General features: G+C 73.3%; 27 protein-coding genes, 1 tRNA gene and 1 pseudogene. 11 read left to right on the forward strand and 18 right to left on the reverse strand.

Annotated features, from left to right (window positions below; all coding sequences use genetic code 11):
- Nucleotides 1–89 precede the first annotated feature (89 nt).
- The 5 genes from C1708_RS16950 to C1708_RS16970 form a co-directional block, all read right to left on the reverse strand.
- Complete coding sequence (locus C1708_RS16950; RefSeq protein WP_106413477.1) at nt 90–1,214, reverse strand: PP2C family protein-serine/threonine phosphatase; 1,125 nt, start codon at nt 1,212–1,214, stop codon at nt 90–92.
- 108 nt (nt 1,215–1,322) lie between these two features.
- The gene (locus tag C1708_RS16955) at nt 1,323–2,711 is read right to left on the reverse strand and encodes an FAD-binding oxidoreductase (protein WP_106413478.1); all 1,389 of its coding nucleotides are present in this window, start codon (nt 2,709–2,711) and stop codon (nt 1,323–1,325) included.
- A gap of 195 nt (nt 2,712–2,906) precedes the next feature.
- Nucleotides 2,907–3,368 (reverse strand): potassium channel family protein, encoded by a 462-nt coding sequence (locus tag C1708_RS16960; protein ID WP_106416337.1) that lies wholly within the window; start codon nt 3,366–3,368, stop codon nt 2,907–2,909.
- A gap of 65 nt (nt 3,369–3,433) precedes the next feature.
- Entirely contained in the window at nt 3,434–3,865 is a 432-nt protein-coding gene (locus tag C1708_RS16965) for a DUF7144 family membrane protein (RefSeq protein ID WP_106413479.1), read from the reverse strand.
- A gap of 100 nt (nt 3,866–3,965) precedes the next feature.
- Complete coding sequence (locus C1708_RS16970; RefSeq protein WP_106413480.1) at nt 3,966–4,442, reverse strand: MarR family transcriptional regulator; 477 nt, start codon at nt 4,440–4,442, stop codon at nt 3,966–3,968.
- 124 nt (nt 4,443–4,566) lie between these two features.
- Between C1708_RS16970 and C1708_RS16975 the strand changes: the two genes are divergently transcribed.
- The 9 genes from C1708_RS16975 (at nt 4,567) to C1708_RS17015 (ending at nt 15,603) form a co-directional block, all read left to right on the forward strand.
- Nucleotides 4,567–4,974, forward strand: coding sequence for an HGxxPAAW family protein (locus tag C1708_RS16975; protein ID WP_106413481.1), 408 nt, complete (start codon nt 4,567–4,569; stop codon nt 4,972–4,974).
- A 94-nt stretch (nt 4,975–5,068) separates the two neighbouring features.
- Nucleotides 5,069–5,941 (forward strand): DUF2797 domain-containing protein, encoded by an 873-nt coding sequence (locus C1708_RS16980; protein ID WP_106413482.1) that lies wholly within the window; start codon nt 5,069–5,071, stop codon nt 5,939–5,941.
- A gap of 56 nt (nt 5,942–5,997) precedes the next feature.
- On the forward strand, nt 5,998–6,996 hold the full coding sequence (locus tag C1708_RS16985; RefSeq protein WP_241911274.1) for an amidohydrolase family protein: 999 nt from the start codon (nt 5,998–6,000) through the stop codon (nt 6,994–6,996).
- A 78-nt stretch (nt 6,997–7,074) separates the two neighbouring features.
- Nucleotides 7,075–7,815 carry a response regulator transcription factor gene (locus tag C1708_RS16990; protein WP_106416339.1) on the forward strand — a complete coding sequence of 247 codons (741 nt, stop codon included), beginning with the start codon at nt 7,075–7,077 and terminating at the stop codon, nt 7,813–7,815.
- Nucleotides 7,812–9,377, forward strand: coding sequence for a sensor histidine kinase (locus tag C1708_RS16995; RefSeq protein ID WP_106413483.1), 1,566 nt, complete (start codon nt 7,812–7,814; stop codon nt 9,375–9,377). Before C1708_RS16990 ends, C1708_RS16995 begins: the two co-directional genes overlap by 4 nt.
- 14 nt (nt 9,378–9,391) lie before the next feature.
- Nucleotides 9,392–10,858: a bifunctional glycosyltransferase family 2/GtrA family protein gene (locus tag C1708_RS17000; protein WP_106413484.1), complete on the forward strand. Its 1,467-nt coding sequence runs from the start codon at nt 9,392–9,394 to the stop codon at nt 10,856–10,858.
- Nucleotides 10,855–13,065, forward strand: a complete 2,211-nt coding sequence (locus tag C1708_RS17005) for an ArnT family glycosyltransferase (protein ID WP_106413485.1) — start codon at nt 10,855–10,857, stop codon at nt 13,063–13,065. The genes C1708_RS17000 and C1708_RS17005 overlap by 4 nt, the downstream gene beginning before the upstream one ends.
- Nucleotides 13,066–13,123: 58 nt before the next feature.
- Nucleotides 13,124–14,680 carry an MFS transporter gene (locus tag C1708_RS17010; protein ID WP_198602517.1) on the forward strand — a complete coding sequence of 519 codons (1,557 nt, stop codon included), beginning with the start codon at nt 13,124–13,126 and terminating at the stop codon, nt 14,678–14,680.
- Nucleotides 14,681–14,823: 143 nt separating this feature from the next.
- A complete protein-coding gene (locus tag C1708_RS17015; protein ID WP_106413486.1) occupies nt 14,824–15,603 on the forward strand; it encodes a TetR/AcrR family transcriptional regulator in 780 nt (259 codons plus the stop codon).
- Nucleotides 15,604–15,723: 120 nt separating this feature from the next.
- Here C1708_RS17015 and C1708_RS35095 read toward each other — a convergent pair.
- The 5 genes and pseudogenes from C1708_RS35095 to C1708_RS17040 all read right to left on the reverse strand — a co-directional run.
- A pseudogene (locus C1708_RS35095) lies at nt 15,724–15,919 on the reverse strand (pyridoxamine 5'-phosphate oxidase family protein); the annotation flags it as partial.
- Nucleotides 15,920–15,951: 32 nt separating this feature from the next.
- Nucleotides 15,952–16,299, reverse strand: coding sequence for an STAS domain-containing protein (locus C1708_RS17025; protein WP_391662646.1), 348 nt, complete (start codon nt 16,297–16,299; stop codon nt 15,952–15,954).
- A 106-nt stretch (nt 16,300–16,405) separates the two neighbouring features.
- Nucleotides 16,406–17,227, reverse strand: coding sequence for a YceI family protein (locus C1708_RS17030; protein WP_106413487.1), 822 nt, complete (start codon nt 17,225–17,227; stop codon nt 16,406–16,408).
- 110 nt (nt 17,228–17,337) lie between these two features.
- Nucleotides 17,338–19,779, reverse strand: coding sequence for an MFS transporter (locus tag C1708_RS17035; protein ID WP_502696068.1), 2,442 nt, complete (start codon nt 19,777–19,779; stop codon nt 17,338–17,340).
- Between the two features lie 85 nt (nt 19,780–19,864).
- A complete protein-coding gene (locus tag C1708_RS17040) occupies nt 19,865–20,356 on the reverse strand; it encodes a MarR family winged helix-turn-helix transcriptional regulator (RefSeq protein WP_106413489.1) in 492 nt (163 codons plus the stop codon).
- 228 nt (nt 20,357–20,584) lie between these two features.
- Here C1708_RS17040 and C1708_RS17045 point away from each other — a divergent pair, with 228 nt between their 5' ends.
- Nucleotides 20,585–20,779, forward strand: a complete 195-nt coding sequence (locus C1708_RS17045; protein ID WP_106413490.1) for a hypothetical protein — start codon at nt 20,585–20,587, stop codon at nt 20,777–20,779.
- On the forward strand, nt 20,776–20,943 hold the full coding sequence (locus C1708_RS34005; RefSeq protein WP_157951277.1) for a hypothetical protein: 168 nt from the start codon (nt 20,776–20,778) through the stop codon (nt 20,941–20,943). The genes C1708_RS17045 and C1708_RS34005 overlap by 4 nt, the downstream gene beginning before the upstream one ends.
- Nucleotides 20,944–21,312: 369 nt before the next feature.
- Here the strand turns inward: C1708_RS34005 and C1708_RS17050 are convergent, their stop codons facing one another.
- The 8 genes from C1708_RS17050 to C1708_RS17080 all read right to left on the reverse strand — a co-directional run bounded on the left by C1708_RS17050 (nt 21,313) and on the right by C1708_RS17080 (nt 25,895).
- Entirely contained in the window at nt 21,313–22,215 is a 903-nt protein-coding gene (locus tag C1708_RS17050) for an RNA polymerase sigma factor SigF (protein ID WP_106413491.1), read from the reverse strand.
- Nucleotides 22,216–22,462: 247 nt separating this feature from the next.
- Nucleotides 22,463–23,299 (reverse strand): RNA polymerase sigma factor SigF, encoded by an 837-nt coding sequence (locus C1708_RS17055; RefSeq protein ID WP_198602724.1) that lies wholly within the window; start codon nt 23,297–23,299, stop codon nt 22,463–22,465.
- A 188-nt stretch (nt 23,300–23,487) separates the two neighbouring features.
- Complete coding sequence (locus C1708_RS17060; RefSeq protein WP_106413493.1) at nt 23,488–23,781, reverse strand: Dabb family protein; 294 nt, start codon at nt 23,779–23,781, stop codon at nt 23,488–23,490.
- Nucleotides 23,781–23,957 carry a hypothetical protein gene (locus C1708_RS34425; protein ID WP_167534644.1) on the reverse strand — a complete coding sequence of 59 codons (177 nt, stop codon included), beginning with the start codon at nt 23,955–23,957 and terminating at the stop codon, nt 23,781–23,783. The genes C1708_RS17060 and C1708_RS34425 overlap by 1 nt, the downstream gene beginning before the upstream one ends.
- Before the next feature lie 92 nt (nt 23,958–24,049).
- Nucleotides 24,050–24,134: transfer RNA gene (locus tag C1708_RS17065), tRNA-Ser, on the reverse strand.
- 45 nt (nt 24,135–24,179) lie between these two features.
- On the reverse strand, nt 24,180–24,611 hold the full coding sequence (tadA, locus tag C1708_RS17070; RefSeq protein ID WP_241911444.1) for a tRNA adenosine(34) deaminase TadA: 432 nt from the start codon (nt 24,609–24,611) through the stop codon (nt 24,180–24,182).
- A 65-nt stretch (nt 24,612–24,676) separates the two neighbouring features.
- Nucleotides 24,677–25,213 (reverse strand): tRNA adenosine deaminase-associated protein, encoded by a 537-nt coding sequence (locus tag C1708_RS17075; protein WP_106413495.1) that lies wholly within the window; start codon nt 25,211–25,213, stop codon nt 24,677–24,679.
- A gap of 439 nt (nt 25,214–25,652) precedes the next feature.
- The gene (locus C1708_RS17080; protein WP_106413496.1) at nt 25,653–25,895 is read right to left on the reverse strand and encodes a hypothetical protein; all 243 of its coding nucleotides are present in this window, start codon (nt 25,893–25,895) and stop codon (nt 25,653–25,655) included.
- Between the last annotated feature and the right edge of the window lie 82 nt (nt 25,896–25,977).

A 25,977-nucleotide genomic window follows, 5' to 3' on the forward strand; every position in this document is an offset into this window, starting at 1 on the left:
TGGAGCTACGGGTCAGAAGGGTGCGGGTTCGGATCCTGCCGAGTGCACACGGACCAGAGGCCCCGGAGAGATCCGGGGCCTCTGGCGTTTCAGCGGTGTGCGGCGGCGGGGCTCCCCTCGGCCGCGTTCTCGTCCGGGAGGCGGGTGACGGCCAGGGCTGCCGCGTCGTCATCGAGCTCGTCGGTGTGCCGGAACAGGGCGGCCAGCATGGCGTCCAGCGCGGCCCCGGGATCCGGGGGCAGGAGGCAGGTGAGCGGGGGGACGGGGTCGAAGAAGACGCCGTCGCGGTCGCGGGCCTCGATGATGCCGTCGGTGAACAGCACCACCGTGGCGCCGGGAGGCAGGTCGTACCGGTCCACCGGGACGTCGGGGCCGGCCAGGTCGCCCAGCCCCAGCGGCAGTGAGGGCTCCTTCGGCTCCAGCGCCGTCACCTCGCCCCCGTGGACCAGCAGCGGCGCGGGATGCCCCCGGTTCGCCACGCGGAGCGCGGACCGGTCGGGGAGGATCTCGACGAAGACGGCGGTGACGAAGTCCTCGAAGGGGGCGTCCCGCTCCTGGGCCTTGGCGTCCTGCACCTGCACCTCCGCGGCCCGGACGACCGCGGGCAGGTCCGGCAGTTGCAGGGCCGCCGCGTGGAAGGCGCCCAGCAGGGTGTTGACCAGCGTGAACGCCTGCGTGCCCTTGCCGCGGACGTCACCGATCACCATGCGCAGCCCGTGGGGCGTCTCGTGGGCCGCGTACAGGTCGCCGCCGATCAGGGCCTCCTCCTGGGCGGCCCGGTACCGGGTGGCCACGGCCAGCCCGCGGACCCGTTCCGGTACGGCGGGCAGCATGGCGCGCTGGACGGCCTCCGCCACCTGGCGTGACGTGCGCAGTTGCTCCCGTTCGCGGGCGAACATCCGGTTGAGGAACGCCGCGACGACGGTCAGGGTGATGAGGGTCGTGAAGCCGATGACGTTCGCCCTGGTGTCCACCTCCTGGTTCTCGCGGAAGGACAGGAGCCAGCCGGCCAGGCAGGCCGCCGCGCCGCTGGCGACGGTCCGGCGCAGGGAGAGCATCGGCGCCGCGATCACCGGGACGGTCGCCAGGAGCGGGAAGGTGTTGAACGGCGGCCAGACGAGGTCGGCGAGGACCGCGACGATCAGCACGGCGGCCGGCAGGCGGCGGGCCCGGGCGAGACGCCTCGAGCCCCTTCCGCGCTGGTATCGCTGCATCCCCAGGGTCCCCGGTCGTTCCGTACCGTTCCGCGCTCCAGTCTTCGGCACGCCCTCCCGCGCAGCCACCGGACGGGTCCGTTCGCGGTCCGCCCGGCACGGTGTCGCTCAGGCCGCGGACGGCGGGATGTTCTGGTTGGCGCGGAAGAGGTTGTCGGGGTCGTAGGTGCGTTTGACGGCGCTGAGGCGCGCGTGGTTGTCGCGGTAGGTGGAGCGGACGCGGTCCGGTCCCTCGGCCTCGCCGAGGAAGTTGACGTAGGAGCCGCCCATGGAGTGCGGGTGGAGCTCCGACCAGTAGTCGACGCACCACTGGCGGATCAGGGCGGCGTTGGCCGGGTCGGGGTCGATGCCCGCGATGACGCCGGACCACGTCGCGTCCCGGTAGGCCCAGGCCGTCTCGCCCGGGGCGACGTCGTGGGCCGCTCCGTCCACGGGATACAGGTGCATGGTCGACAGGGCGGTCGGCAGCTCCTGCCCGAACCGCTCGTGCACCGCGACCGCCTCGTCGGGGACCGCGTCGAAGAAGTCTCCGCGCCAGTACCACTGGAGCCCCTTGGGGACCAGCGCGTCGAACATCGTCTGGAGGACCGGGTACGGCATCGGCGTGGCGAAGTGGAAGGCCGGCGGGGCCGGGTCGTCCACCACGGACAGCACCTCGTCCAGGCGTCCGCCCTCCAGGTCGCCGGTGTAGCACCAGACCACGGCGCACACCTTCCGCCCGTGGAGCGGCTCGGGGAAGGGCGGGGCGGGAGGGACGGACATGACGGCGAAGAAGCCGTTGAGGTCCTCGGGCGCCGCGGGCAGGAACTCCCGGTACCAGCGCAGCACGTCCGTGGTCCGCTCGACCGGCCACACGGTGACCGCCACGCCGACCGTGTGCACCGGGTGCAGCCGGAAGGTGAACGACGTGACCACGCCGAAGTTGCCGCCGCCGCCCCGCAGCGCCCACAGCAGGTCCGGGTGTTCCTTCTCGGTGGCGGTGACGACGCTGCCGTCGGCCAGGACCACGTCCGCCGCGACCAGGCTGTCGATCGTCAGACCGTACGTGCGGGTCAGGTGGCCGTGGCCGCCGCCCAGCGTGAGACCGCCCACGCCGGTGGTGGAGTTGATGCCGGACGGCACGCCGAGCCCGAAGGCGTGCGTCTCGTGGTCCAGGTCGCCGAGCAGGCTGCCCCCGCCCACCTGGGCCGTCCTGTTCACCGGGTCGACCCGGACCCAGCGCATCAGGGACAGGTCGAGGGTGAGACCGCCGTCGACCAGGCACAGGCCGGGGCCGCTGTGCCCGCCGCCGCGCACGGCCAGGTCGGCGCCCGTCTGCCGGGCGAAGGCGATCGTGGTGCGCACGTCCGCCGTGCCCGTGCAGCGGGCGACGGCGGCGGGACGGCGGTCGATCATCGCGTTGTAGACGGAGCGGGTCTCGTCGTACCCGGCGTCCTGCGGCGTCACGAGGGGACCTCGCAGGGCCTCGCGCAGATTGTCCAGTGCGGTTGCGTCCATGCCGCTCATGAGCGGACACCCCTTGGAGCAGTGCGGAACCGGAGGCGGGCCGCGGGCGGACGAACCGGTGCCCGAGCGGCGGCTCGACGGCCGGTGTTCGTCCGGGTCCTGGGGAGAGCGGTCCCCGGGTGGCCCGGGAACACTCTGCTCCTTTCAGTGTGACGCCGGTCACATGTGTGCGCGACGCGGAGCGGGTCACGTCGGCGGGCCCGGATCTCCGTGCCGGCGCAGGGCGTTGCGCAGGTGGTTGGTCAGTGCGGTGGCCGCCGCCGTGAGGAAGACGAAGCTGTAGAGGATCTGCAGGATCGCGACCAGACGCGCGCCCTGCCCGCGCGGGGTGATGTCCCCGTACCCGACGGTGGCGAGGGTGACCAGCGTGAAGTAGAGGGCGTCCAGGCGCGTGGCGATGCCGTCCAGCTCGCCGGGGTGCTGGGCGAGCCCCTGGTAGGCGGTGGCGAAGACCAGCACGGACAGGCACATCAGCGGCGGGATGACCAGCCCCGGACGGGCGCCCGGGACGGCCAGCAGCACACGGGCGACCTGGACCAGCAGCAGGACGGCGATCAGTGCGAGGGCCGCCCCGAACAACACCCAGCTCAGCACCGGGCGGCGCGGGCCGAGCCGGTCCAGCGGCAGCAGGAAGTACGCGGTGACCATCGCGGTCACCCCGGCCGCCTGCGCCGCCCACGGCCGGACGCCGGACCGGCCCGCGGACGCGCGCTCTACGCCGGGGACTCGCGGCGGGGTGCGCACAGGGCCCAGATGACGAAGCCGTCGATGACGATGAGGACGATCGACCACACCGGCTGGTAGGGCAGCCACACGAAGTGGGCGATCATGCTCAGTCCGGCCAGGGCGACGCCCACGGCGCGGGCCCACGCGGCCCCCCTGAGCAATGCCAGGCCGGCGGCGGCCACCAGGGCGCCGAGGATCAGATGCACCCAGCCCCAGCCGGTCAGGCTGAACTCGTAGGTGAAGTTCCGGGTGGCGACGAAGACGTCGTCCTGGGCGATGGCGGCGATGCCCTCGAAGATCGCCATGACGCCGCCGAACAGCATCAGGACCGCCGCGGCGACCGTCCAGCCGGCCGCCCAGGTGTTCCGTGCCTCCCAGCTCGTCCCGCGGTGGCTCGTACCGCTGACATTGCCGACCATGTTCTCGACCTTCCGGATGGTCCCCGAGCGGTTCGGTCCCCTTCAGCGTGGCACCGCGGGCGGTGCCCGGCACCTCGGCGGACCGGCGGACGGGCCCCGGTCAGCTCTCGCGGCGGCGGGTCTCGCGGAAGGTTTCCGCGAGCCCGGTGGCACGCGTGAACCAGTCGTTCAGCACGGCCAGTTCCTCGGGGGAGTAGTCCGCGAAGAGCTCGGCGAGGCGTGCGTAGTACGGCTCGTACAGGCGGCGTGCCAGGGCCACCGCGTCGGGCTGCGCGGCCACGCGGACGCGGCGGCGGTCGGCGGGGTCGGGGCGGCGGGTGATGAAGCCGGCGCGCTCCAGGCGGTTGAGGATGCCGGTCATCGCGCCGGTGGTGACGTGGACGCGTTCCGCCAGCTCACCGGCGGTGAGCAGGTCCTCCCCCGCCCCGACGACGAAGCCGAAGCAGGTCACGTCGGTGACGTTCAGGCCCATGACCTGGGCCATCTCCTGCTGGCCGACCAGGTGCGTCGCGATCAGTCGGTCCATCGCCCGCATCGCCTCCTGCTGCGTGGCGGGCGGGCGCGGATTGGCGTGCATGACGGGGCTTCCCCATTTCCCTTAGCTCGTGAGAGATTTCTGTTGTAAATTCCTTAGGGCGTGAGACATTGGTGGGAGACGTCTCGTCGTCCGTCAGGAACGCCGACGCCGCGAAAGGGCAGACATGAGCGCGCATCCATATGACCACGGGCACACCGTCGCCGGATGGACCGGCTGCGGGATCGCCGTCGCCGGGACGGCCGTCCTGGGCGTGGGCGTCTGCGCCGTTTCCGGGCCGCTGCTCCTCGCCGGCGCGGCGGTCGAGGTGATCGCCCTCCTCGTCACCTGGGCCCTGCATCTCGCCGGGTGGGGCAAACCGTCGGGGCCCCGGCCCAGGCAGGAGTGGAGCTGGCGGGTGCGTGACAGCGGCGCCCGCGCGGGGCACGCGGAGTGCGTGGGGTGCCGCCTGGCCGGGCGGAGGGGCGGACCGGTCGGTGAGCCTGCGCCGGTGACCGCGCCGACCGCGGCGCCGGCGGTCTCGCCCGCCCCGGCCGCCCCCGTCGAGGCGGACCCGGTGGGCGCCGGGAGCTGAGCCGGCGGCCGCGCTCCGCACCACGCGGTCCCGTCGGCCGCGGCCCGGTCGGTGCTCCTGCCGCTGTCGGTGCTCCCCTCTACGCTCGGCCGGGATGGCACAGGCATGGCGGTGCGCGGGGCTGAGCTGGACGGCGGACGGTCCCGTGCTGATCTGGGACGGGGGTCGGCGCTCGGCGCTGACCTGGGGGAAGAGGGTGGCCTTCGAGGTCGCGGAAGGGGGAGTGCGGACCTGCGTGGGAGCGCGAGGGAACATCTGTCCGGTCGCCGCGCGGGTGTCCGCGCGGAGCACCGGGCCGCGCTGCGAGGAGTGCGCCCGGCTGGACCGCGCGCACTCGGTGGCCGCCGACACGCTCGCGGACGACCCCCGGCCGTACCGGGTGTACCTGGCGTGGTTCGGGCCCGGAATGACCAAGGTCGGGATCACCGCCGAGCGGCGCGGCCCGGCCCGGCTGCTGGAGCAGGGGGCGGTCTGCTTCAGCTGGCTGGGCACCGGGCCGCTGATGGCGGCGCGGCGCACCGAGGAACTGCTGCGCGCCGCGCTGCGGGTCCCGGACCGCATCCCCTACGCCGCCAAGCGGGCGGCGCGGGCGGCGCTCCCGGCGACCAGGGAGGAACGGGCCGCCGAGGCCGCCGAGCTGCACGCGCGGGCGCTCGCCCTCGGTGAGTGGCCGGAGTCCCTCGACCCCGCTCCCTTCCGTCCGGTCGACCATGTGGAGGCGTTCGCCCTGGCGGCCGCGCCGCCGCCGACGGGTGAGGTCGGCGAGCTGGCCGCCGCAGGGGCGGTCAGCGGGGAGCTGGTGGCGGCCGCCGGGCCCGACCTGCACCTGGCGACCGACCGGGGCGTCCTCGTGCTGGACACCCGCCTGCTGCCCGGCTGGGAGCTGCTGCCGGCCACGGGACGGCGGGTCGACGTGCCGGTGAGGGCGCTGAAGGAACGGGCGTCCGCCCAGGACGGGCTGTTCTGAGCCGTCGGGGAAGGGGGGCTGGACCGCCCCCGCCCTCGCGGGCGATCGTGTCCGGCATGAGCGCACCCCCGGGCAGCACCTCGCCGACACCCCCTGACACCCCCGATGTCCCCGCCGGGACCGCCGGGACCGCCGGGACCGCCGGGACCGCCGAGGCCGCCGAGGCCGCCGAGGTCCGGCGCTTCTGGCAGGAGCTCGGACTGCCCGGCCTCGTCGACGTGCACACGCACTTCATGCCGGAGCGGGTGCTCCACAAGGTGTGGGCGTACTTCGACGGGCTCGGCCCGCTCACCGGCGGCATCGAGTGGCCGATCACGTACCGGAAGGAAGAAGGCGAACGGGCCGCGCTGCTGCGGGCGTTCGGTGTGCGCGCCTTCACGGCGATGCTCTACCCGCACAAGCCGGGCATGGCCCGCTGGCTGAACGACTGGGCCGCCGGCTTCGCCCGTCGCACCCCCGACTGCCTGCACACCTCGACGTTCTTCCCCGAGCCCGGCGCCGCCGTCTACGTGCGCGAGGCCGTCGAGAACGGGGCGCGCGTCTTCAAGGCGCACGTCCAGGTCGGTGGGTACGATCCGGCCGACGAGGCGCTCGACCCCTGCTGGGGCCTGCTCGCCGAGGCGGGCGTCCCGGTGGTGGTCCACTGCGGCTCGGGCCCCGCTCCCGGCAAGCACACCGGCCCCGGGCCGGTCGCCCGCGTGCTGGCCCGCCATCCCCGGCTGCGGCTGGTCGTGGCGCACATGGGCATGCCCGAGTACGAGGACTTCCTGAGCCTGGCCGAGCGGTACCGGGAGGTCCGCCTCGACACCACCATGGCGTTCACCGGCTTCAGCGAACGGATGGCGCCGTTCCCCCGGCGGGCGCTGTCCCGGCTGGCGGACCTCGGCGACCGCGTCCTGCTCGGCACCGACTTCCCCAACATCCCCTACCCCTATGTTCATCAGCTCGACGTCCTGGCGGGTCTCGGGCTCGGGGAGGACTGGCTGCGGGCGGTGTGCCACGACAACGCGGCCCGGTTGTTCGGGCTCCCCGGAACACCCGAGCACCCCGCCTGAGAAGCCCTTGCGGATTTCTCAGGGAAAACACAGACAGACGAAAGGGTGCTCTCAGAGGACGTCCCCATCGTGTCCGGCATGACCACGATCTCGCCCCAGGGGCGCACCGAACTGCTCAGGCCGGACGGGAGCTCCGTCCGGGTGCTGGTGGTGGACGACGAGCAGTCGATCACCGAACTGCTCTCCATGGCCCTGCGCTACGAGGGCTGGCAGATCCGCAGCGCGGCCGACGGCCAGGGCGCCCTGCGCGCCGCCCGCGAGTTCCGGCCCGACGCCGTCGTCCTGGACATGATGCTGCCCGACATGGACGGGCTGTCCGTCCTCGGCCGGCTGCGCCGTGAACTGCCGGACGTGCCGGTGCTGTTCCTCACCGCGAAGGACGCCGTCGAGGACCGGATCGCCGGGCTGACCGCGGGCGGCGACGACTACGTGACCAAGCCGTTCAGCCTGGAGGAGGTCGTCGCGCGGCTGCGCGGGCTGATCCGCCGCTCGTGTGCGAGCGACCGCCGCTCCGACGCCCTGCTGGTGGTCGGCGACCTCACCCTGGACGAGGACAGCCACGAGGTGACCCGCGGCGGCCAGAGCATCCACCTGACCGCCACCGAGTTCGAGCTGCTGCGCTTCCTCATGCGCAACCCGCGCCGGGTGCTCAGCAAGGCGCAGATCCTCGACCGGGTCTGGTCCTACGACTTCGGCGGCCAGGCCAACGTCGTCGAGCTGTACATCTCCTACCTGCGCCGGAAGATCGACGCGGGCCGGGAACCGATGATCCACACCCGGCGCGGCGCCGGTTACCTGCTGAAGCCCGCGGTGTCGTGAACGGACCGGGGCGGCCGCGTCCGCGCACGCTGCGGACACGGCTCGTCGTCGCGTCCGTCACGCTGATCGCGGTGGTGTGCGCGGTGATCGGCACGGTGACCGCGCTGGCTCTCCGCTCCCACCTGTACGAGCAGCTCGACGGGCAGCTGCGCGAGGTGGCGATGAGGGCCACGGGCGGCCCGCTCGGCGCCGGACCGCGCCCCGGGCACCCGGAGGACCCCCTCGACTTCGTGACGAGGGGCCCGCAGACGTTCGGCACCGTCGGCGCCACCGTCGCGGACGGCACGGTGACCGACGGCGTGGTGAGCGAATCCCGCGAGGTGAACGGGGTCCGGACGCCCGAGGCCGGGCGGCTCACCGGAGCCCAGCTCACCGCCCTGGCGGACGTGCCGCGCGACCGGCAGGAGCACACCGCGGACCTGCCCGGCCTCGGCAGCTACCGCGTCACCTATCAGGAGGGGCCCAACGGCGCCTTCTACGTCGCCGTCCCCACCACCGACGTCGACACCACCGTCACCACGCTGATCCTGGTGGAGATCAGCGTCACCGCCGCCGGACTGGTCGCCGCGTCCCTGGCGGGCGCCGTCATCGTCGGCGTCGCCACCCGCCCGCTGCGCCGGGTCGCCGCCACCGCCACCCGCGTCGCGGAACTGCCCCTGCACCGCGGCGAGGTGACGCTGGAGGAGCGCGTCCCGGAGTCCGAGTGCGATCCGCACACCGAGGTCGGCCGGGTCGGCGCCGCGCTGAACCGGATGCTCGACCACGTCCACGGCGCCCTGCACGCCCGCCAGCTCAGCGAGACCCGGGTACGGCAGTTCGTCGCGGACGCGGGCCACGAACTGCGCACCCCGCTCGCCTCCATCCGCGGGTACGCCGAACTCACCCGGCGCGGCCCGGAGGAGACCGGACCGGACATCCGGCACGCGCTCCGCCGCATCGAGTCCGAGGCGGACCGGATGACCCTGCTGGTCGAGGATCTGCTGCTGCTCGCCCGCCTGGACGCCGGACGGCCCCTGCGGTTCGCGGAGACCGATCTGGTGCCGCTGGTCGTGGACACCGTCAGCGACGCCCGCGCCGCCGGACCGGACCACCACTGGCGCCTGGACCTGCCCGACGCGCCCGCGCCGGTGACCGCCGACGCCGCGCGGCTCCAGCAGATCCTCGTCAACCTGCTCGCCAACGCGCGCACCCACACCCCGCCGGGCACCACCGTCACCGCCCGGGTGCGCCGGGAGGGGCGTCGGCTGCGGGTGGACGTCGCCGACGACGGGCCCGGCATCCCGCCCGACCTGCTTCCGCACGTCTTCGAACGGTTCGCGCGCGGTGACTCGGCCCGCACCCGAGCCACCGGCTCGACGGGTCTGGGGCTGGCCATCGTGCGGGCCGTGGCGGCCGCGCACGGCGGCTCCGTCACCGTCGACAGCGCGCCCGGCCGGACGGTGTTCAGCCTCCACCTGCCCGCGCCCGTGCCGCCGGCGCCCGCCGTGCCGCCGTGCCCCTCCGCCGCGCCGGAGTCACAGCCGCGGCACAGCCTCACCACAGAGGTACGACAGGGCGGTTGACCAGGGTCGGTGTCATGCGAACCGACCCTTTTCCCGGCACGTTGCCGGCTCGGGAGCACCTTCCGGCCGCCCGGGCCGGCACGCCGGTCCTGGACGTCGTCGTCCCCGTGTACAACGAGGAGAAGGACCTCCCGCCCTGCGTCCGCCGGCTGCACGAGCATCTCACCCGGACCTTCCCGTACGCGTTCCGCATCACGATCGCCGACAACGCCTCCACGGACGGCACCCCGCTCGTCGCCGCCGACCTGGCCCGGCGGCTCGAGGAGGTGCGGTCCGTCCGGCTGGAGCGGAAGGGCCGAGGCCGGGCGCTGCGGACCGCCTGGTCGGCCTCGGACGCGCCCGTCCTCGCCTACATGGACGTGGACCTGTCCACCGACCTCAACGCCCTGCTGCCGCTGGTCGCCCCGCTGATCTCCGGGCACTCCGATCTCGCCGTCGGCTCCCGGCTGAGCCGCGGCTCACGGGCGGTGCGGGGCGCCAAGCGGGAGTTCATCAGCCGTACCTACAACCTGATCCTGCGCGGTTCGCTCCGGGCGCGCTTCTCCGACGCGCAGTGCGGGTTCAAGGCCGTCCGCCGTGACGTGGCGCAGGCGCTGCTGCCGCTGGTGGAGGACAGCGGCTGGTTCTTCGACACGGAACTGCTGGTGCTCGCCGAACGGGCGGGGCTGCGGATCCACGAGGTGCCGGTCGACTGGGTCGACGACCTCGACTCCACCGTGCACATCGTGCGGACGGCGGTGGACGACCTGAAGGGCGTCTGGCGGGTCGGCAGGGCGCTGGCCGCCGGGACGCTGCCGCTGGACCGGCTCGCCCGGCCGTTCGGCGACGACCCGCGCGACCGGGACCTCGCGGACGTGCCGCGCGGACTGGCCCGCCAGCTCGTCGGCTTCTGCGCCGTGGGCGTCCTGTCCACCGTGTTCTACCTGCTTCTCTACAGCGGCTTCCGGACCTTCACCGGCGCCCAGGCCGCCAACGGGCTCGCCCTGCTGGTGTCGGCGGTCACCAACACCGCCGCCAACCGCCGGCTCACCTTCCGGGTGCGGGGGCGCGGCGGGATGGTCCGCCACCAGGCGCAGGGCCTGGTCGTCCTCGCCATCGGCCTCGCCCTGACCAGCGGCTCGCTCGCCGCCCTGGACACGGCCAGCGGCGACCCGGGCCACTCCACGGAGCTGGCGGTCCTGGTGGCCGCCAACCTCGCGGCGACGGTCCTGCGGTTCCTGCTGTTCCGGGCCTGGGTCTTCCCGGACCGCACCCCGGCCCGCGCCGCCGGCGCCGTTCCCCGGCAGCCCGGCGCCCCGGCCGCGCCTCCGGCGACCCCGCCGGCCGCGCAGGCGGCTTCCCAGGCCGCCTCGTCAATCGGGCCGGGCCCGCGGACGTTCCCGCCGGACACGACGACGCGCCGGCCGCGCGACCCGGCCCGTCCGCCGCTTCCCGCCCGCACCGCCCGGCAGGCCGACCACGACCCGAGGAACCCCCGATGACCGTCCCACGCGACCCCCAGGCGGATCCCGCCACCGGGGCACCCCTCCCCGCGCCCGCGCCGCACGGCGCGCGAAGCGAAGCGGAAACCACCGCCGGCGGCCCGCCGCCCGCGCCGGTTTCCGCCCCGGCGGCCGGCGCCGCACCGCGGGCCGCGGGTGCCGGGCCCGGCGGGCCGGAACCCCGTTGGGCCCGCCCCGCCCTCGTCGCGCTGCTCCTGGCCACCGGCCTGCTCTACCTCTGGAACCTCCAGGCCTCCGGTTACGCCAACTCCTTCTACTCGGCGGCCGTCCAGGCGGGCAGCCAGTCCTGGAAGGCGTTCTTCTTCGGCTCGCTGGACGCGGCGAACGCGATCACCGTGGACAAGCCCCCGGCCGCGCTCTGGCCGATGGCCCTGTCGGTGCGCCTGTTCGGCCTCAACTCCTGGGCGATCCTGGTGCCCGAGGTGCTCATGGGCGTCGGCACGGTCGCCGTCGTGCACGCGGCCGTGCGCCGCCGCTCCGGCCCGGGCGCCGCGCTGCTCGCGGGGACGGTGCTCGCGCTCACCCCGGTCGCGGCGCTGATGTTCCGCTTCAACAACCCGGACGCGCTGCTCACGCTGTTGATGGCCGTCGCCTGTCACCTCGTCGTCCGCGCCCTGGAGGACGGCCGGACCAAGTGGCTGGTGTGGGCGGGCGTCACGATCGGCTTCGCGTTCCTCACCAAGACGCTCCAGGCGTTCCTCGTCCTCCCGGCCCTGGCCGCGGTCTACGCCGTCTGCGCCCCGGTGCGCCCGCGGAAGCGGTGCGTCCAGCTCGCCCTGGCGACCGTCGCGCTCATGGTGTCCGGCGGCTGGTGGGTCGCGGTGGTCGAGTTGTGGCCGGCGTCCTCGCGCCCGTACACCGGCGGCTCCCAGAACAACAGCTTCCTGGAGCTGACCTTCGGCTACAACGGCCTCGGCCGGATCAACGGCGACGAGACGGGCAGCGTCGGCGGCGGGGGCGGTCCGGGCGGCGGCCGGTGGGGCGAGACCGGCTGGGACCGGATGTTCGACGCCGACACCGGCGGCCAGATCTCCTGGCTGCTGCCCGCCGCGCTGGTCCTGCTCGTCGCGGGCCTGGTGATGACCCGGAAGGCCGGCCGGGCCGACGTCACCCGTGCCGCCTTCCTGGTGTGGGGCGGTTCGCTGCTGACGACCGCGGTGGTCTTCAGCTTCATGGCCGGCATCTTCCACCAGTACTACACGGTGGCGCTGGCCCCCTACCTGGCGGCCGTGACCGGCATGGGTGCGGCGGCCCTGTGGCACAGGCGCCGGGAGACGTGGGCCGCCCTCACCCTGGCGGCGGCCGTCGCGGTGACGTCGGCCTGGGGGTACGTCCTGCTGCACCGCACGCCCGACTACCTGCCGTGGCTGCGGTGGCTCGTCCTGGTGGGCGGGCTCCTCGCCGCGCTCGGACTGGTCTTCGCGGGCCGGGCGGGACGCCGGGTGGTGCTCGTGGCGGCCGCACTGGGCCTCGCCGCCTCCCTGGCCGGCCCGACGGCGTACACGCTGAGCACCGTGCGGGAGGGCCACTCCGGTTCCATCGTCACCGCGGGTCCGGCGTCGCCGGGCACGGGCGGCGACGGTCGTGCCCCGGGCGGCGGCCCGCGGAACGGCGCCCCGCCCGGCGCGAACGGCACGGGCGGGAACGGCTTCCCCGGCGGCGGCCCGTCGGGCCAGGACGGTGCCGCAGGCGGCCCCGGCCAGGACGGCTCGGGCGTCCCGGACGCCGGCGGCTTGCCCGGCGGAGCCGACGGCAACGCCGAAGCCACCGCCCCCGGACGCGGTTCCCGCGGCGCGGGAGGCGGCATGGGCGGCCTCCTCGGCGGCACCGACGTCGACGCCGAGGCACGTGAGCTGCTGGAGACCGGGGCCGGCGACCACACCTGGGCCGCCGCGGCGGTGGGCGCGCAGAACGCGGCGAGCTACCAGCTCGCCACCGGCGAACCGGTCATGGCGATCGGCGGCTTCAACGGCACCGACCCGTCCCCGACCCTCGCGCAGTTCCAGCAGTACGTGGAGGACGGCCGCATCCACTACTTCGTCTCCGGGGGAGGCGGGGGAGGCGGCATGGGCGGCGGCACCGGTGCCTCCGCGCGGATCACCGCCTGGGTGCGGGCCACCTTCAAGGAGGTGACCGCCGGTTCGACCACCCTCTACGACCTCACCCGCCCGGCGACCGGAAGCTGACCGCCGCACCACGGACCGGTGTTGTACACCGTAGGAGAGTGTTCTACGGTGTACAACCATGACGACCTCCTCACCGGAGCACCCGGCCGCGGCCCCCGACCCGTCCCCGGACACCGCACCGGCGGACGAGGCTCCCCGGGGGCACGACCGGCGTTGGCTGATTCTCGGAGTCATCTGTCTCGCCCAGCTCACCGTGCTGCTGGACAACACGGTGCTGAACGTGGCGATCCCCTCCCTCACCCGGGAGATGGACGCCTCGACCGCCGACATCCAGTGGATGATCAACGCCTACTCCCTGGTCCAGTCGGGCCTGCTGCTCAGCGCGGGGAACGCCGCCGACCGCTACGGCCGCAAGAAGATGCTCATCGTGGGCCTGGCCCTGTTCGGTGTGGGGTCGCTGGCGGCGGGCCTGGCCCAGTCGTCCCCGCAGCTGATCGCGGCGCGGGCCGGCATGGGCGTCGGAGGGGCGCTGCTGCTGACCACCACCCTCGCCGTGGTCATGCAGATCTTCACGGCCGAGGAGCAGCCCAAGGCGATCGGCATCTGGAGCGCCGTCAACTCCCTGGGCTTCGCCGCAGGTCCGCTGGTCGGCGGGTTCATGCTGAACCACTTCTGGTGGGGTTCGATCTTCCTGATCAACCTGCCGGTCGCGGCCCTGGCGCTGGCCGCCGTCGCGGCGTACGTCCCGGAGTCCCGGAACCGGCAGGGCGACCGGCCCGACCTGGCCGGCGCGGTGCTCTCCACCATCGGCATGACGGCCCTGGTCTACGCGATCATCTCCGGCCCCGAGCACGGCTGGACGTCCGGCAGGGTGCTCGCCGGCGCGGGCACGGCGGCCGTGGTGCTCGGTGTCTTCGCGTACTGGGAGAGCCGGGTGCCGTACCCGATGCTCGACCTGCACTTCTTCCGCAACCGGCGCTTCACCGGCGCGGTCGGCGGACTGGTGCTGATCACCTTCGGCATGGGCGGCGCGCTCTTCCTGCTCACCCAGTACCTGCAGTTCGTCCTCGGGTACGGGCCGCTGGAGGCGGGTCTGCGCACCGCGCCGATGGCGCTGACCGTGGTCGCCCTCAACTTCACCGGCGTGGGCACCAGGTGGGCGGCGAAGATGGGGACCCCGCTGTCCATCGCGGTCGGCATGGGCCTGATGGCGGCCGGACTGGTGTCGATCGCCACGCTCACCGAGCACGGCTACAGCGGCACCCTGCTCGGCCTGGTGCTGATCGGCGCGGGCACCGCGATCGGCAGTCCGGTGATGGCGTACGCCGTGATGAGCTCCGTGCCCCGCGAGAAGGCGGGCGTCGGCGCCGGCATCAACGGCACGCTGGCCGAGTTCGGCAACGGGCTCGGGGTGGCCGTCCTCGGCGCCGTGCTCAACGCGCGCTTCGCGGCGCTGGTGCCGGTCGCGGCGGCCTCGCTGCCGGCCGCGCTGGCCGCGGCCGGCTCGGACCGCGAACGCGCCGAGATCACCGGGGCGTTCTCCTCCGGGCTGGAGACGAGCCTGCTGGTCGGCTCGGTGGCGGTCCTGCTCGGCGGACTCCTCGCGGCGGCGCTGCTGCGCCGGGCCGACCACGCCGACGCACGGTCCGCGCGGGAGGGGCAGGCGGACGCCTAGGGGAAGGGGGAGCCCCCGTCGAGGGCGTTCCGGCGCCTTGCGCTCGCACGATCGCCCGCGCCGGACGCCACTCCTTCCCCCGCGTTCCCGTGCCGGACACCCCCTAGCATGAACCGGCGTCGGCGAGTCGAGGAAGGTGCGCCATGGTGAGGGCAGACCAGCGGTCCGGGAAGACGCCGCGGCCGAGCGTCTGGCTGGAGGACCGGGACCAGGACCGGGGCGGCAGGCGCGGTGGCGGCCAGCCCTCCGGACTGGACCGGGACCGGATCACCGAGGCGACCGTGCGGCTGCTGGACGCCGAGGGCCTGGCGAAGTTCTCCATGCGCCGCCTCGCCGCCGAGCTGGACGTCACCGCGATGTCCGTCTACTGGTACGTCGACACCAAGGACGACCTGCTGGAACTGGCCCTGGACCGGGCCTTCGGCGAACTGGCCCTGCCCGAGCCGGACGCCGACGAGGACTGGCGCGACCGACTGCGCGCGCTGGCCCGCGAGTACCGGGCGCTGCTGGTGCGGCACTCCTGGCTGTCCGCGCTGGTCGGCCGCTTCCTCAACATCGGCCCCAACGCCCTGCGGTTCTCCGGTGCGGTCCAGCAGGTCCTCGGCAGCGTCGGACTGCCCGAGCACGGGGTGACCGGGGCGATCTCCGCCGTGTTCCAGTTCGTGTACGGCTACGGCACGGTGGAGGGCCACTTCCGCGACCGGGTCGCCTCCACGGGCCTGACCCCGGACGAGTACCACCACCGGGCCATGACCGAGGTGACGCGGGACCCGGACGCCTCCGACGTGATCGGGCAGTCGGCCAGGATCATGGAGGCCCGGGGCGGCGACACGGTCCAGGAGATGCTCGAACGGGACTTCTCCTTCGCCCTGGACCTGCTGATCGCCGGCATCGAGGCGATGGTCGCCCGCAGCCGCGACTAGCTGTTCCGCCTGCGGCGTCCGCACCCCGCGCTCCGGCGAGGCGCCCGTGCCCCGAGCTCCGGCGAGGCGTCCACGCCTCCGCACTCCCACGAGGGGGCGCGCTGCTCGCTCCCTCGTGGGCCGCGCCGGGACACCACCGGTCGCCACCGGACCCCAGCGCTCCGGAGCGACCCGGATCAGCGACTCGCCCTGCTCCACCATGACCGCCCGGTACTCGTCCCGTTCGGGGGCGCTCACCGGCGGTGCAGCGGCGGTACCCCGCCGGCGGCTCCACCGGCTCGGGCAGGCCCAGCACCTCGGCGGTCACCCACCGATCAGCCGCGTGGACAACGCTGCGGGTCAATACACCTAGGCCGCCATCGCCTCCGGGAGGTTGTCGTACACGGGCACGTCGCGGCGCAGCCCGGTCACTTCCAGCACGCGGCAGGCCATGCTCTCCGGCAGGGCCACCAGGAGCACCCGGGTGTCGGGGAGCAGGAGTCTTCGGGCGTCGTTGATCAGGCGGACGCCCTGGGAGTCCATGAAACGGGTCGCCGACAGGTCGAGGACCATCACCTGCGCCGGTCCCTCGGAGCCGGAGCGGGCCTGGTACATGATCAGCGGCAGCAGGCCGTCGGCGTTGCGGACGTCGATCTCCGACGGCAGCGGGAGCATGACGCGCTCGGCGGGAGGGGGCGGGAGGGTCACGGCACTCACCTGACAGTCGTTGGTCCGAAATCGGAAAAAGGCCGCTTCCTGACCTCCACCCATTGCACCACGGGGAGGGGCCGGACCGGAAGCGGCCGAGGTCCGCGGGCCGTGCTCACCCCTCGGGGAGCGATTCCCCCCGCACGGCCTGGACGTCCAGTTCCACCCGGAGCGTCGTGCCGATGGCGGCGATGCCGGCCTGGACGACCTGGTTGTAGTGCATCGCGAAAGCCTCGCGGTGCAGTTCGGTCGTGGCCCGGAAGGCCGCGCGGGTGCCGCCCCACGGGTCCGCGCCCGTGCCGAGGTACGCCAGGTCCAGGTCGACCGGGCGGACCACGCCGCGCATGGCCAGTTCGCCGTGCACGGTCCAGCGGTCGGCGCCCGCCTGGGTGAGCCCCGTGGACCGGTAGACGATCTCCGGGTACCGCTCGGCGTCAAGGAAGTCCGGGGACCGCAGATGGGTGTCCCGCATCCCGTTGCCGGTGTCGATGGACGCGGCCCGGATGACCGCCTCCACCCGCGACTCGGTGACGTCGTCCGGGGCGATCTCCACCGAGGCGGTGAAGTCGGTGAACCGTCCCCGCACGCTGGAGATGCCCAGGTGCTGGGCGACGGCGGCCACACTGGAGTGCGCCGGGTCGACGGTCCACGGTCCGGGCGGCGGCAGCTCCGTGCCCCCGGTCCGGGCCAGCGTGACCGTCCCGATCTCCGCGCGCCCGCTCGCGGTGACGAGGGCGCTGGCGGCGGCGGGCGCGTACCCGACCGCGGTCACGACGACGGTGTACGCCCCCGGAGCCAGCTCCGTGGCGTCCCGGACGGCGCCCTCGGCGTCCGCCTCGGCGCGCAGCACCTGGGCGCCGGTCCCGTCGGTCAGCGTGACGACCGCGTGCGACACGGCCCATCCGTCCCGGGTGCGGATCCTCGCGGTCAGTGGCATCCCGTCTTCTCCCTGAAAAGGCTCATGAAAGGGTCGTGATACGACCGGCCCGCGGCGGGGGCGCGTCTCCGCTACAGGACGCGCGGGCCCGCCGCGGGCCGGGGCTCGGGTCACTCGCCCGGATGGGCGAGCTCGATGTCGTGGTCGTCCACACCGGGACCCGTGACCGTCAGGGCGCTCGCCACCGGCGGGTAGCCCGTGGCGATGACGGTGTACTCCCCGCCGTCCAGATCGGCGAAGGCGTACGCACCGTCCTCACCGGTCGTCGCTGTGCCGACCACGTTGCCCGCCGCGTCGACCAGGGTGACCCGGGCGTCGGCCAGCGGACCGTGCGGGGCGCGGACCACGCCCCGGACGTGGGCGCCGGTCTCCAGGTCGGCCTCGACCCGGGTGACGCCCGTGGCGCCGATCTCGACCGGCAGGGCGCGCGGCCGGTACCCGGCGGCGTTCACCGCCACGGTCACTGCGCCCGGCACCAGCTCGGTGAACGAGAACTCGCCCTGCTCACCGGTGGTCCCGGTGGCCAGCAGGTCCCCGCGCACATCGGTGACGATCACCATCGCGTCCCTGACCGGCTGCCCGGTGTCCGCCGCGCGGACCACACCGGTCATGCCGCTGGTGCCGCTGAGCAGGACGTCGTAGGAGACCGGGTCGCCGTTCACCACGACCGTGGACGCCTGCGGCTGGTGCCCGTCGGCGGCTGCGATCAGGACGTACGACCCCGCCGAGGGGGCGTCCACCGCGTAGGAGCCGTCGTCCTGGGCCACGCAGCGGCCCAGCTGGCGTCCGCCCAGGGAGATCAGTGTGACGGCGGCCCGCGGCACCGGGACGCTGTCCGCGCCCCGCACGAAGCCGCGCACCGGGATGCCGGCGGAGGCGGACTCCTCGGACCGGGCGGCGGTGGCGACGGCGGGCACCGGCTCGGTGAAGGTGTCTCCCGCGGCGGCCCGGGTCTCCGGGGCGGCGGAGTCCGCGGCGGCGGTGGCCTCGGCGGCCGTCGGGGCGACCGGGTCGCCGGAGCCGGTCTGCTCCTGCGCGGCCTGGGCCAGCGCGCCGGTGGTCCGCAGCGGGACCTCCTTGATGAACACGGTCACCAGGAAGCCGAGCAGCGCGATCGGCGCGACGTACAGGAAGATGTCGGCGATGCCGTGGCCGTAGGCGCTCTCCAGCCAGGTGCGGATGGACGGGGGCAGCAGGTCCATGTCGGGGATGGTGCCGCCGCCGGAGGCCTTGGCGGCCGCCGCCTGCTCCTGCGGGCTGAGCGATCCGATGGTGTCCGCCGCGTAGTGGCTGATCCGGCTGGACATCACCGAGCCGAGCACGGAGACGCCCACCGCACCGCCGAGGGAGCGGAAGAAGGTGACCACGGAGGAGGCCGCGCCCAGGTCGTTCGGGGCCACCTGGTTCTGCGTGCAGAGCACCAGGTTCTGCATCATCATGCCGACACCGAGACCCATCAGCGCCATGAAGACGCCGATGTGCCAGTACGGGGTGTCGTAGCGCATCGTGCTCAGCAGGCCGAGGCCCGCCGTGAGCAGCACGCCGCCCGCCAGCAGCCAGCTCTTCCAGCGGCCGGTCCTGGTGATGATGATGCCGGAGACGGTCGACGATATGAACAGGCCGCCGATCATCGGGATGGTCATGACGCCCGACATGGTCGGGGACTGGCCCCGGGCGAGCTGGAAGTACTGGCTGAAGTAGACGGTGCCGGCGAACATCGCGATACCGACGAACAGCGAGGCCAGCGAGGCCAGCGTGATGGTGCGGTTGCGGAACAGGCGCAGCGGGATGATCGGCTCGCTCGCCCTGGACTCGACCAGCAGGAAGACCAGCGTCAGCAGGAGCGAACCGCCCACCATCACACCGGTCTGCCAGGACATCCAGGCGTACTTGTCGTCCGCGAAGGTGACCCAGACGAGCAGCAGGCAGACGGCCGCGGTGACGAAGGAGGCGCCGGCCCAGTCGATCTTGGCCTTCCGCTTCACCAGGGGGAGGTCCAGCGTCTTCTGCAGCACGATCAGCGCGATGACCGCGAACGGGACGCCAACGTAGAGGCACCAGCGCCAGCCGAGCCAGCTGGTGTCGGTGATGACGCCGCCCAGCAGCGGGCCGCCGACGGTCGCGACCGCGAAGGTCGCGCCCAGGTAGCCGGAGTACCGTCCGCGCTCACGCGGGGAGATCATCGCGGCCATGATGATCTGGGCCAGCGCGGCGAGACCGCCGCCGCCGAGGCCCTGGATGGCGCGCGCGGTGATGAGCATCCCCGGGTTCTGCGCCGTACCGGCCACGATCGAGCCGATCACGAAGATCACCAGGGCCGTCTGGACCAGGACCTTCTTGCTGATGAGGTCGGCGAGCTTGCCCCACAGGGGGGTGGAGGCGGTCATCGTCAGCAGCGAGGCGGTGACGACCCAGGTGTAGGCGCTCTGGCCGCCGCCGAGGTCGGAGACGATCTCGGGCAGGGCGTTGGTGACGATGGTCGACGACAGGATGGCGCAGAACATGCCGAGCAACAGCCCGGACAGCGCCTCCATGATCTGCCGGTGGGTCATCGGAGCGTCCTGGGAGGATCCTCCCCCGTGCTTGGCATGAGCCCGCACACCGTTCGGTGTGGTCGTTGCCATGGACTTCCTTCTCTTAGGTGCTTGCGGGTGTACGGGTGGTCTGTTCGAGCGCGGAGGGTGCCTGCCGGGGCACGGTGCGGGGGTCGCCGAAGCTGTCCCTCAGGCGTGCCATCAGCTGCGTGAGGCGGCCGACCTCCTCGTCCGACCAGTCGCCCAGCCGCTCGGCGAGGAGCTGCGTCGTGCGCCGGAACAGGTCGTCGAGCCGGGTCTGGCCGGCCGGGGTGAGCCGCAGGATGCGGGACCGTTTGTCGGCGGGGTCGGGGGAGCGTTCGATCCAGCCGCGCTCGGCCAGATGGGCGACGTGGCGGCTGGTGACGGACATGTCCACGGACAGCAGCTCGGCGAGCCTGCTCATGCGCATGTCGCCGTGGCGGCCCAGCACGGTCAGCACGGCCGCGGAGCCGCTCGGGCAGTCCGACGGCATCAGCCGGTTCATCTCCCGTTTGACGGCGCCGAAGGCGCTGAACTGCCGGACCAGCTCCTCGTACTGTGCCGACTCGGCCATGGCACCTCCGTTTCGTTGCTTGAAGCAACCTTAGGTATCGATGGTTGCTGAAGACAAATAAAAACGGGCCGTCCGTCTCCAAAACTTGGCAAAGGCAAGTAATCGCGACAGTAAACGCGCAGGTGGGGAGGGGTGCACCCGTGGGACGCCGGTCTCCCGCGTCCGGTCCGGCCGCCCTTCCCCGCCCCGCTTGGGGCCCCGGACGGTGATTCGCTAGTGTCTCGGGACATGGCTAACACCCAGGGCCCGCAGGGCAATCACGACCCCGCCGGCAGCACCCAGATGTTCCGCGCGTTCGTCGACGAGGCCCCCGGGGGCCGGCAGGCGGCGTCCACGGGCGGCGGACCACGGATCGGCCTGATCGTCGGCATCGTCGTCGCCGTGGCGATCGTCGCGGCGGTGGCCTGGCTCGCGCTGAAGTGAGCGGGAAGGCCGCCGAGGAGTCCTCGGCGGCCTTCGTGGTCCGTGCGCACCCGGTGCGCGGCGACGTCCCCGCCCCTCGCGGAGGGCGACCCCGCACGGCGGTGCGGGCCGCCCCGTCCTCGAAGCTGGACCGTGCACGGCTCACCGTGGACCTCGCCCCGTGAGGGCGGGACCCATGGGGCCGCGCCGCACTGGAGCACAAAACCTGTCGGACGAGTGCCCGCGAGCCGTGCGGGGCGCCACCGCGTCCGAACGGCATGGGGCACGGACCCGCTCGGGCGTCGGCCACGGGGCCGGAGGAGCGAGGCTCTGCCCGCGGCGAGCGGCCGTGGGCCGCACAGCGCCGGACGCGCCAGGGTCCCGCCCGAGCGGGCCGTGGCACGCGCGGTGGCCCCGGGGGGCGAAGACCGCGCGGCCCGGAAGGCGCGAAGCGCCCCCCGACCCGCAGTGCGGCGATGCCCGTGACCGGGAGCGCGGAGGCGCCCCGGCCCGGTGAGCCGGGGCGCCTGCGCGCCCGGAGTCGTCGCGGACGGTCAGTCCGAGATGAGCCCGTCCCGCAGCTGGGCCAGTGTGCGGGTGAGCAGGCGGGAGACGTGCATCTGGGAGATGCCGACCTCCTCGCCGATCTGTGACTGCGTCATGTTCGAGAAGAAGCGCAGCATGATGATCCGCCGCTCACGCGGCGGCAGCTTCGCCAGCAGCGGCTTCAGCGACTCCCGGTACTCCACGCCCTCCAGCGCCGTGTCCTCGTAGCCGAGGCGGTCCGCCAGGGAGCCCTCACCGCCGTCGTCCTCCGGGGCGGGGGAGTCCAGCGAGGACGCCGTGTAGGCGTTCCCCACCGCGAGGCCGTCGACGACGTCCTCCTCCGACACGCCGAGCACGGCGGCGAGTTCGCTCACCGTCGGGGAGCGGTCCAGCTTCTGGGAGAGCTCGTCGCCGGCCTTGGTCAGCGCCAGCCGCAGCTCCTGGAGCCGGCGCGGCACCCGCACCGACCAGGACGTGTCGCGGAAGAACCGCTTGATCTCCCCGACCACCGTCGGCATCGCGAACGTCGGGAACTCCACGCCCCGTTCGCAGTCGAAGCGGTCGATCGCCTTGATCAGCCCGATGGTGCCGACCTGGACGATGTCCTCCATCGGCTCGTTGCGCGAGCGGAACCGCGCCGCCGCGTACCGCACGAGCGGGAGGTTGAGCTCGATCAGCGTGTCCCGGACGTAGGCGCGCTCGGGGCTGTCCTGGTCGAGCACGGCGAGCCGCAGGAACAGGGAGCGGGACAGGGTGCGGGTGTCGAGGGCCGCCGTCTCCGGGAGGTCCGGAGCGGATGTGGTGGCGAGGGCCGGGCCCTCGTCGATGGGGCCGAGTGCGTCGAGAGCATGGGGAGCTGACTCGCTCTCCGCGAGCGTGAGCACCTTCGAGCTGCCCTGTTCTGCGGACATGCCACCCCCTTTGGGTCGCGGGACGGTCGCGGCGGACGCTCCCGATCCGGGGAACGCAGCCTTCACCTGAATACCGGCGCCGAGGCTCCGGCAAACGCGCTTCCGGCAGAATGTCACATGTCGGCAACGCGCTGTAGTGACATGTCGACATCTGAGATGTGAATCAGCCCTGGAAACAGGGGGTCTGACGGTTTGTCGGACGGAAAGAACGCGGATGTGCGCCGCCGGGCGATTTCGCTCTTTACGGTTACGCGTCGATCCTGTTTGCGGACCTCAGCCGCTGGAAGCTCCGGGCCAGCAGCCGGGACACGTGCATCTGCGAGACGCCCAGCTCGGCGCTGATCTGTGACTGCGTCAGATTGCTGTAGTAACGCAGCAGCAGGATGCGCTGCTCGCGCTCCGGCAGCTGCACGAGGAGGTGCCGGACGAGGTCGCGGTGCTCCACCCCGTCCAGGGCCGGGTCCTCGTAGCCGAGCCGGTCCAGCAGGCCGGGCATCCCGTCGCCCTCCTGTGCGGCCTCCAGCGAGGTGGCGTGGTACGACCGGCCGGCCTCGATGCAGGACAGCACCTCCTCCTCGGAGATGCGCAGCCGCTCGGCGATCTCGGCGGTGGTCGGGGTGCGCCCGAACGCGGTGGTGAGGTCCTCCGTCGCGCTGTTCACCTGCACCCACAGCTCGTGCAGCCGGCGCGGGACGTGGACGGTGCGGACGTTGTCGCGGAAGTACCGCTTGATCTCCCCGACCACGGTCGGCATCGCGAACGTCGGGAACTGCACCCCCCGCTCCGGGTCGAAGCGGTCGATGGCGTTGATCAGCCCGATGGTGCCGACCTGGACGACGTCCTCCATCGGCTCGTTCCGGGAGCGGAAACGGGCGGCCGCGTACCGCACGAGCGGAAGGTTCGCCTCGATGAGCGCCGCCCGCACGCGGGCGTGCTCCGGCGTGCCCGGCTCCAGGTTCTTGAGCTGACCGAACAGCACCTGGGTAAGGGCCCGGGTGTCCGCGCCACGGCGTCTGGCCGGGGTCTGGACCGCGTCGGGGGACACCTCGTCCTGGGGCGGCGCGGAACTGGCCGACACGGTCAACGCCACCTCTTCATCGCTCACATCGTCCGTCAACTCATCCGGCAAAAGCGGTCATAGCATCACAAGACTGACTCACTGTGCGCAAGCACCGCATATTCCGTGTTGAAGGCGGGAAGCGTCCGTGGAACGCTCCGAGGCCCCCTGCCGGCGCGGCAGGGGGCCTCGGAGCACGGAGCGCGGACGGGCCGTCAGAACTCGTAGTCGGCGATCACCCACGTGGCGAACTCGCGCCACAGGCCGACCCCCGCCTGATGGTCCGGGTGCTCCACGTACCGGCGCAGCGCCTCGGCGTCGTCGAACGCCGAGTTGATGGCGAAGTCGTAGGCGATGGGGCGGTCGCTGATGTTCCAGGCGCACTCCCAGAAGCGGATCTCCGGGATCTTCCCCTCCAGCGCGCGGAAGGCCTCCACGCCTTCGACGACCTGGGGGTCGTCGCGGCGGACGCCCTCGTCGAGCTTGAAGAGCACCAGGTGCCGGATCATCACTTGCCTCCCGCGGCCAGCCAGGTCATGAAGTCGCCGACCGCCTTCGCGGCGTCCGAGATGCCCTGGAACCCGATGAGGACGTAGTCGGCGGCGGTCTCGGGATCCGTGATGATCACGTACAGCACGAAGACCACCAGCAGATAGACGGCGGCCTTCTTCGCGTTCACCGCCATCGCGGCCCTCCCCTGTCACTGCTGTCACGCGCGCATCGAGCGGGCCCATGATCGCACGAAGGGCCCCGTCTGACGACGGGGCCCTTCAGAAGCGGTAGCGGAGGGATTTGAACCCTCGGTGACTTGCGCCACACTCGCTTTCGAGGCGAGCTCCTTCGGCCGCTCGGACACGCTACCGAGGGAGACCTTACAGCACGGTGGCGCGTGGGCCGAAATCGGTGTTCAGCGTCCGCGGAAGAACTCCGTGAGCAGCCGCGAGCACTCCTCCGGGAGCACGCCCTCGATCACCTCGGGACGGTGGTTGAGACGCCGGTCGCGGACCAGGTCCCACTGCGACCCCACCGCCCCCGCCTTCTCGTCCCGGGCGCCGTAGACCACCCGGTCCACCCGGGACTGCTGGACAGCGCCCGCGCACATCGTGCAGGGCTCCAGCGTGACCACCAGGGTGCAGCCGGCCAGCCGCCACTCCCCGGCCCGCTCGGCGGCCCGGCGCAGCGCGAGGACCTCCGCGTGCGCGGTGGGGTCGCCGCCCGCCTCGCGCTCGTTGTGGGCGCGGGACAGCACGGTGACCCCGTCCGCGGCCAGCACGACGGCCCCGACGGGGACGTCCCCGCCGGGGACGGCCCGGCGGGCCTCGTCCAGGGCGAGGCGCATCGGCTCCCGCCAGCGGTCGCGCACCGGGTCCGGGAGGCCGGGCGCGGGGGTGGTGGCCGGCACGGTCAGCGGACGGTCTCCAGCACCTCCGAGGCGCCCAGGGCCTCGGCGATCTCCGAGACGGCGTCCTCGGTCATCGAGCGCAGCTCCTTCTCGGTCACGCCCAGGTCCTCCAGGACCTGCGCGTCCCCGACCGGGCCGTGCGGGACGGACTCGCCGGAAGCGGCGGGCGGACCGCCGTCGGCGTCCTCGTCGTCCGGCTCACCGTCCTCCGTGCCGTCGAGGTCGAGGGTGTCCAGGTCGGGGCCGCCGTCCCCGGGCTCCCGGCCGAGCAGTTCGTCGGTGAGCAGGATCTCCCCGTAGCTGCTGCGGGAGGCCGCCGCGGCGTCGGACACGTAGATCCTGGGATCCTCCTCACCGTCCACGCGGACGACGCCGAACCAGCCGTCCTCCTGCTCGATCAGCACGAGCACCGTGTCCTCGTCAGGAGAGGCTTCCCGGGCCAGGTCGGCGAGATCCGACAGGGTTTCCACATCGTCGAGTTCCGTGTCGCTCGCTTCCCACCCGTCTTCGGTGCGCGCGAGCAGTGCGGCGAAGTACACCGTGACTCTCCCACTGGTCATAGGCGTGCCGGTTGGGGGTCCCCCCGGCGGAGGTGTGCGGGCGGGTATGCGGAGTTCCGAGACCCCGCCCACTGGGAATCGTGGCAGAAACAAGGCCATCAGGGGACGTCTTCCGCTCCCTGTGTCCGGCAGTTTCGGTCGCAGTGCGCCGAGTGCGCCCCGGAAGGACTCACCAGCGCACTTGTTGCCGCCACGACCGGATCGTACGCGGCTTTCCCCGTCGCCCGAGCGCGGCGCTCTCGGGCGACGTGCCCGGGGCGCGACGGGGCCCGTGATCGCGGGTCGGCGAGCCGCCGGTTCCGTACGCCCGCCCGGCGGACGTGGCGTGTCGCGGACGCGCCCGCCGCCGGGCGCGGGCATGCGGGGGAGAGGCCCGCATGCGCAGCCTCCGGACGGCACCGGCACCGCCGGAACCCCGCTACCAGCGGAACGTCCGCATCCGCATCGCGTGCCGCAACCGCGCCGCCTTCGCCCGCCGCGGCTGCACCCGGTCCCGCAGCGCCCGCGCCTCCGCCAGCTCCCGCAGGAACCGTGCCCGCCGCCGCCGGCGCTCGGCCTCCCAGTCGACCTCGCCCCCGGCACCGCCCTCACCGGCCCCGGCCGCGCCGGAAGCACGGCGCGCGCCGGCCGACGGATTCCCGCGCTCCTCCTGCTCAGACATTGCGTCATCACCCCAGTCCGTCCCTCCCACCTTCCCCCGACCGGGCGTTTTGACGCCAGTGAAGGAGTGACGGGGGCCCCAG

Origin of the sequence: Streptomyces sp. DH-12 (assembly GCF_002899455.1) — a bacterium.
GTDB lineage: Bacteria > Actinomycetota > Actinomycetes > Streptomycetales > Streptomycetaceae > Streptomyces.

Excerpts from the sequence above, each read along its gene's own strand:
- C1708_RS17045 (WP_106413490.1), top strand. The coding sequence starts at position 20,585 with ATGGCTAACACCCAGGGCCCGCAGGGCAATCACGACCCCGCCGGCAGC.
- C1708_RS16955 (WP_106413478.1), bottom strand. The coding sequence starts at position 2,711 with ATGGACGCAACCGCACTGGACAATCTGCGCGAGGCCCTGCGAGGTCCC.
- tadA (WP_241911444.1), bottom strand. The coding sequence starts at position 24,611 with ATGCGCCTCGCCCTGGACGAGGCCCGCCGGGCCGTCCCCGGCGGGGAC.
- C1708_RS16985 (WP_241911274.1), top strand. The coding sequence starts at position 5,998 with ATGAGCGCACCCCCGGGCAGCACCTCGCCGACACCCCCTGACACCCCC.
- C1708_RS16975 (WP_106413481.1), top strand. The coding sequence starts at position 4,567 with ATGAGCGCGCATCCATATGACCACGGGCACACCGTCGCCGGATGGACC.
- C1708_RS17000 (WP_106413484.1), top strand. The coding sequence starts at position 9,392 with ATGCGAACCGACCCTTTTCCCGGCACGTTGCCGGCTCGGGAGCACCTT.
- C1708_RS16950 (WP_106413477.1), bottom strand. The coding sequence starts at position 1,214 with ATGCAGCGATACCAGCGCGGAAGGGGCTCGAGGCGTCTCGCCCGGGCC.
- C1708_RS17080 (WP_106413496.1), bottom strand. The coding sequence starts at position 25,895 with ATGTCTGAGCAGGAGGAGCGCGGGAATCCGTCGGCCGGCGCGCGCCGT.
- C1708_RS17060 (WP_106413493.1), bottom strand. The coding sequence starts at position 23,781 with ATGATCCGGCACCTGGTGCTCTTCAAGCTCGACGAGGGCGTCCGCCGC.
- C1708_RS17005 (WP_106413485.1), top strand. The coding sequence starts at position 10,855 with ATGACCGTCCCACGCGACCCCCAGGCGGATCCCGCCACCGGGGCACCC.
- C1708_RS17050 (WP_106413491.1), bottom strand. The coding sequence starts at position 22,215 with ATGTCCGCAGAACAGGGCAGCTCGAAGGTGCTCACGCTCGCGGAGAGC.
- C1708_RS17015 (WP_106413486.1), top strand. The coding sequence starts at position 14,824 with ATGGTGAGGGCAGACCAGCGGTCCGGGAAGACGCCGCGGCCGAGCGTC.
- C1708_RS16960 (WP_106416337.1), bottom strand. The coding sequence starts at position 3,368 with ATGGTCACCGCGTACTTCCTGCTGCCGCTGGACCGGCTCGGCCCGCGC.
- C1708_RS17030 (WP_106413487.1), bottom strand. The coding sequence starts at position 17,227 with ATGCCACTGACCGCGAGGATCCGCACCCGGGACGGATGGGCCGTGTCG.
- C1708_RS17040 (WP_106413489.1), bottom strand. The coding sequence starts at position 20,356 with ATGGCCGAGTCGGCACAGTACGAGGAGCTGGTCCGGCAGTTCAGCGCC.
- C1708_RS16990 (WP_106416339.1), top strand. The coding sequence starts at position 7,075 with ATGACCACGATCTCGCCCCAGGGGCGCACCGAACTGCTCAGGCCGGAC.
- C1708_RS17035 (WP_502696068.1), bottom strand. The coding sequence starts at position 19,779 with ATGACCCACCGGCAGATCATGGAGGCGCTGTCCGGGCTGTTGCTCGGC.
- C1708_RS34425 (WP_167534644.1), bottom strand. The coding sequence starts at position 23,957 with ATGGCGGTGAACGCGAAGAAGGCCGCCGTCTATCTGCTGGTGGTCTTC.
- C1708_RS16970 (WP_106413480.1), bottom strand. The coding sequence starts at position 4,442 with ATGCACGCCAATCCGCGCCCGCCCGCCACGCAGCAGGAGGCGATGCGG.
- C1708_RS16965 (WP_106413479.1), bottom strand. The coding sequence starts at position 3,865 with ATGGTCGGCAATGTCAGCGGTACGAGCCACCGCGGGACGAGCTGGGAG.
- C1708_RS16980 (WP_106413482.1), top strand. The coding sequence starts at position 5,069 with ATGGCACAGGCATGGCGGTGCGCGGGGCTGAGCTGGACGGCGGACGGT.
- C1708_RS17010 (WP_198602517.1), top strand. The coding sequence starts at position 13,124 with ATGACGACCTCCTCACCGGAGCACCCGGCCGCGGCCCCCGACCCGTCC.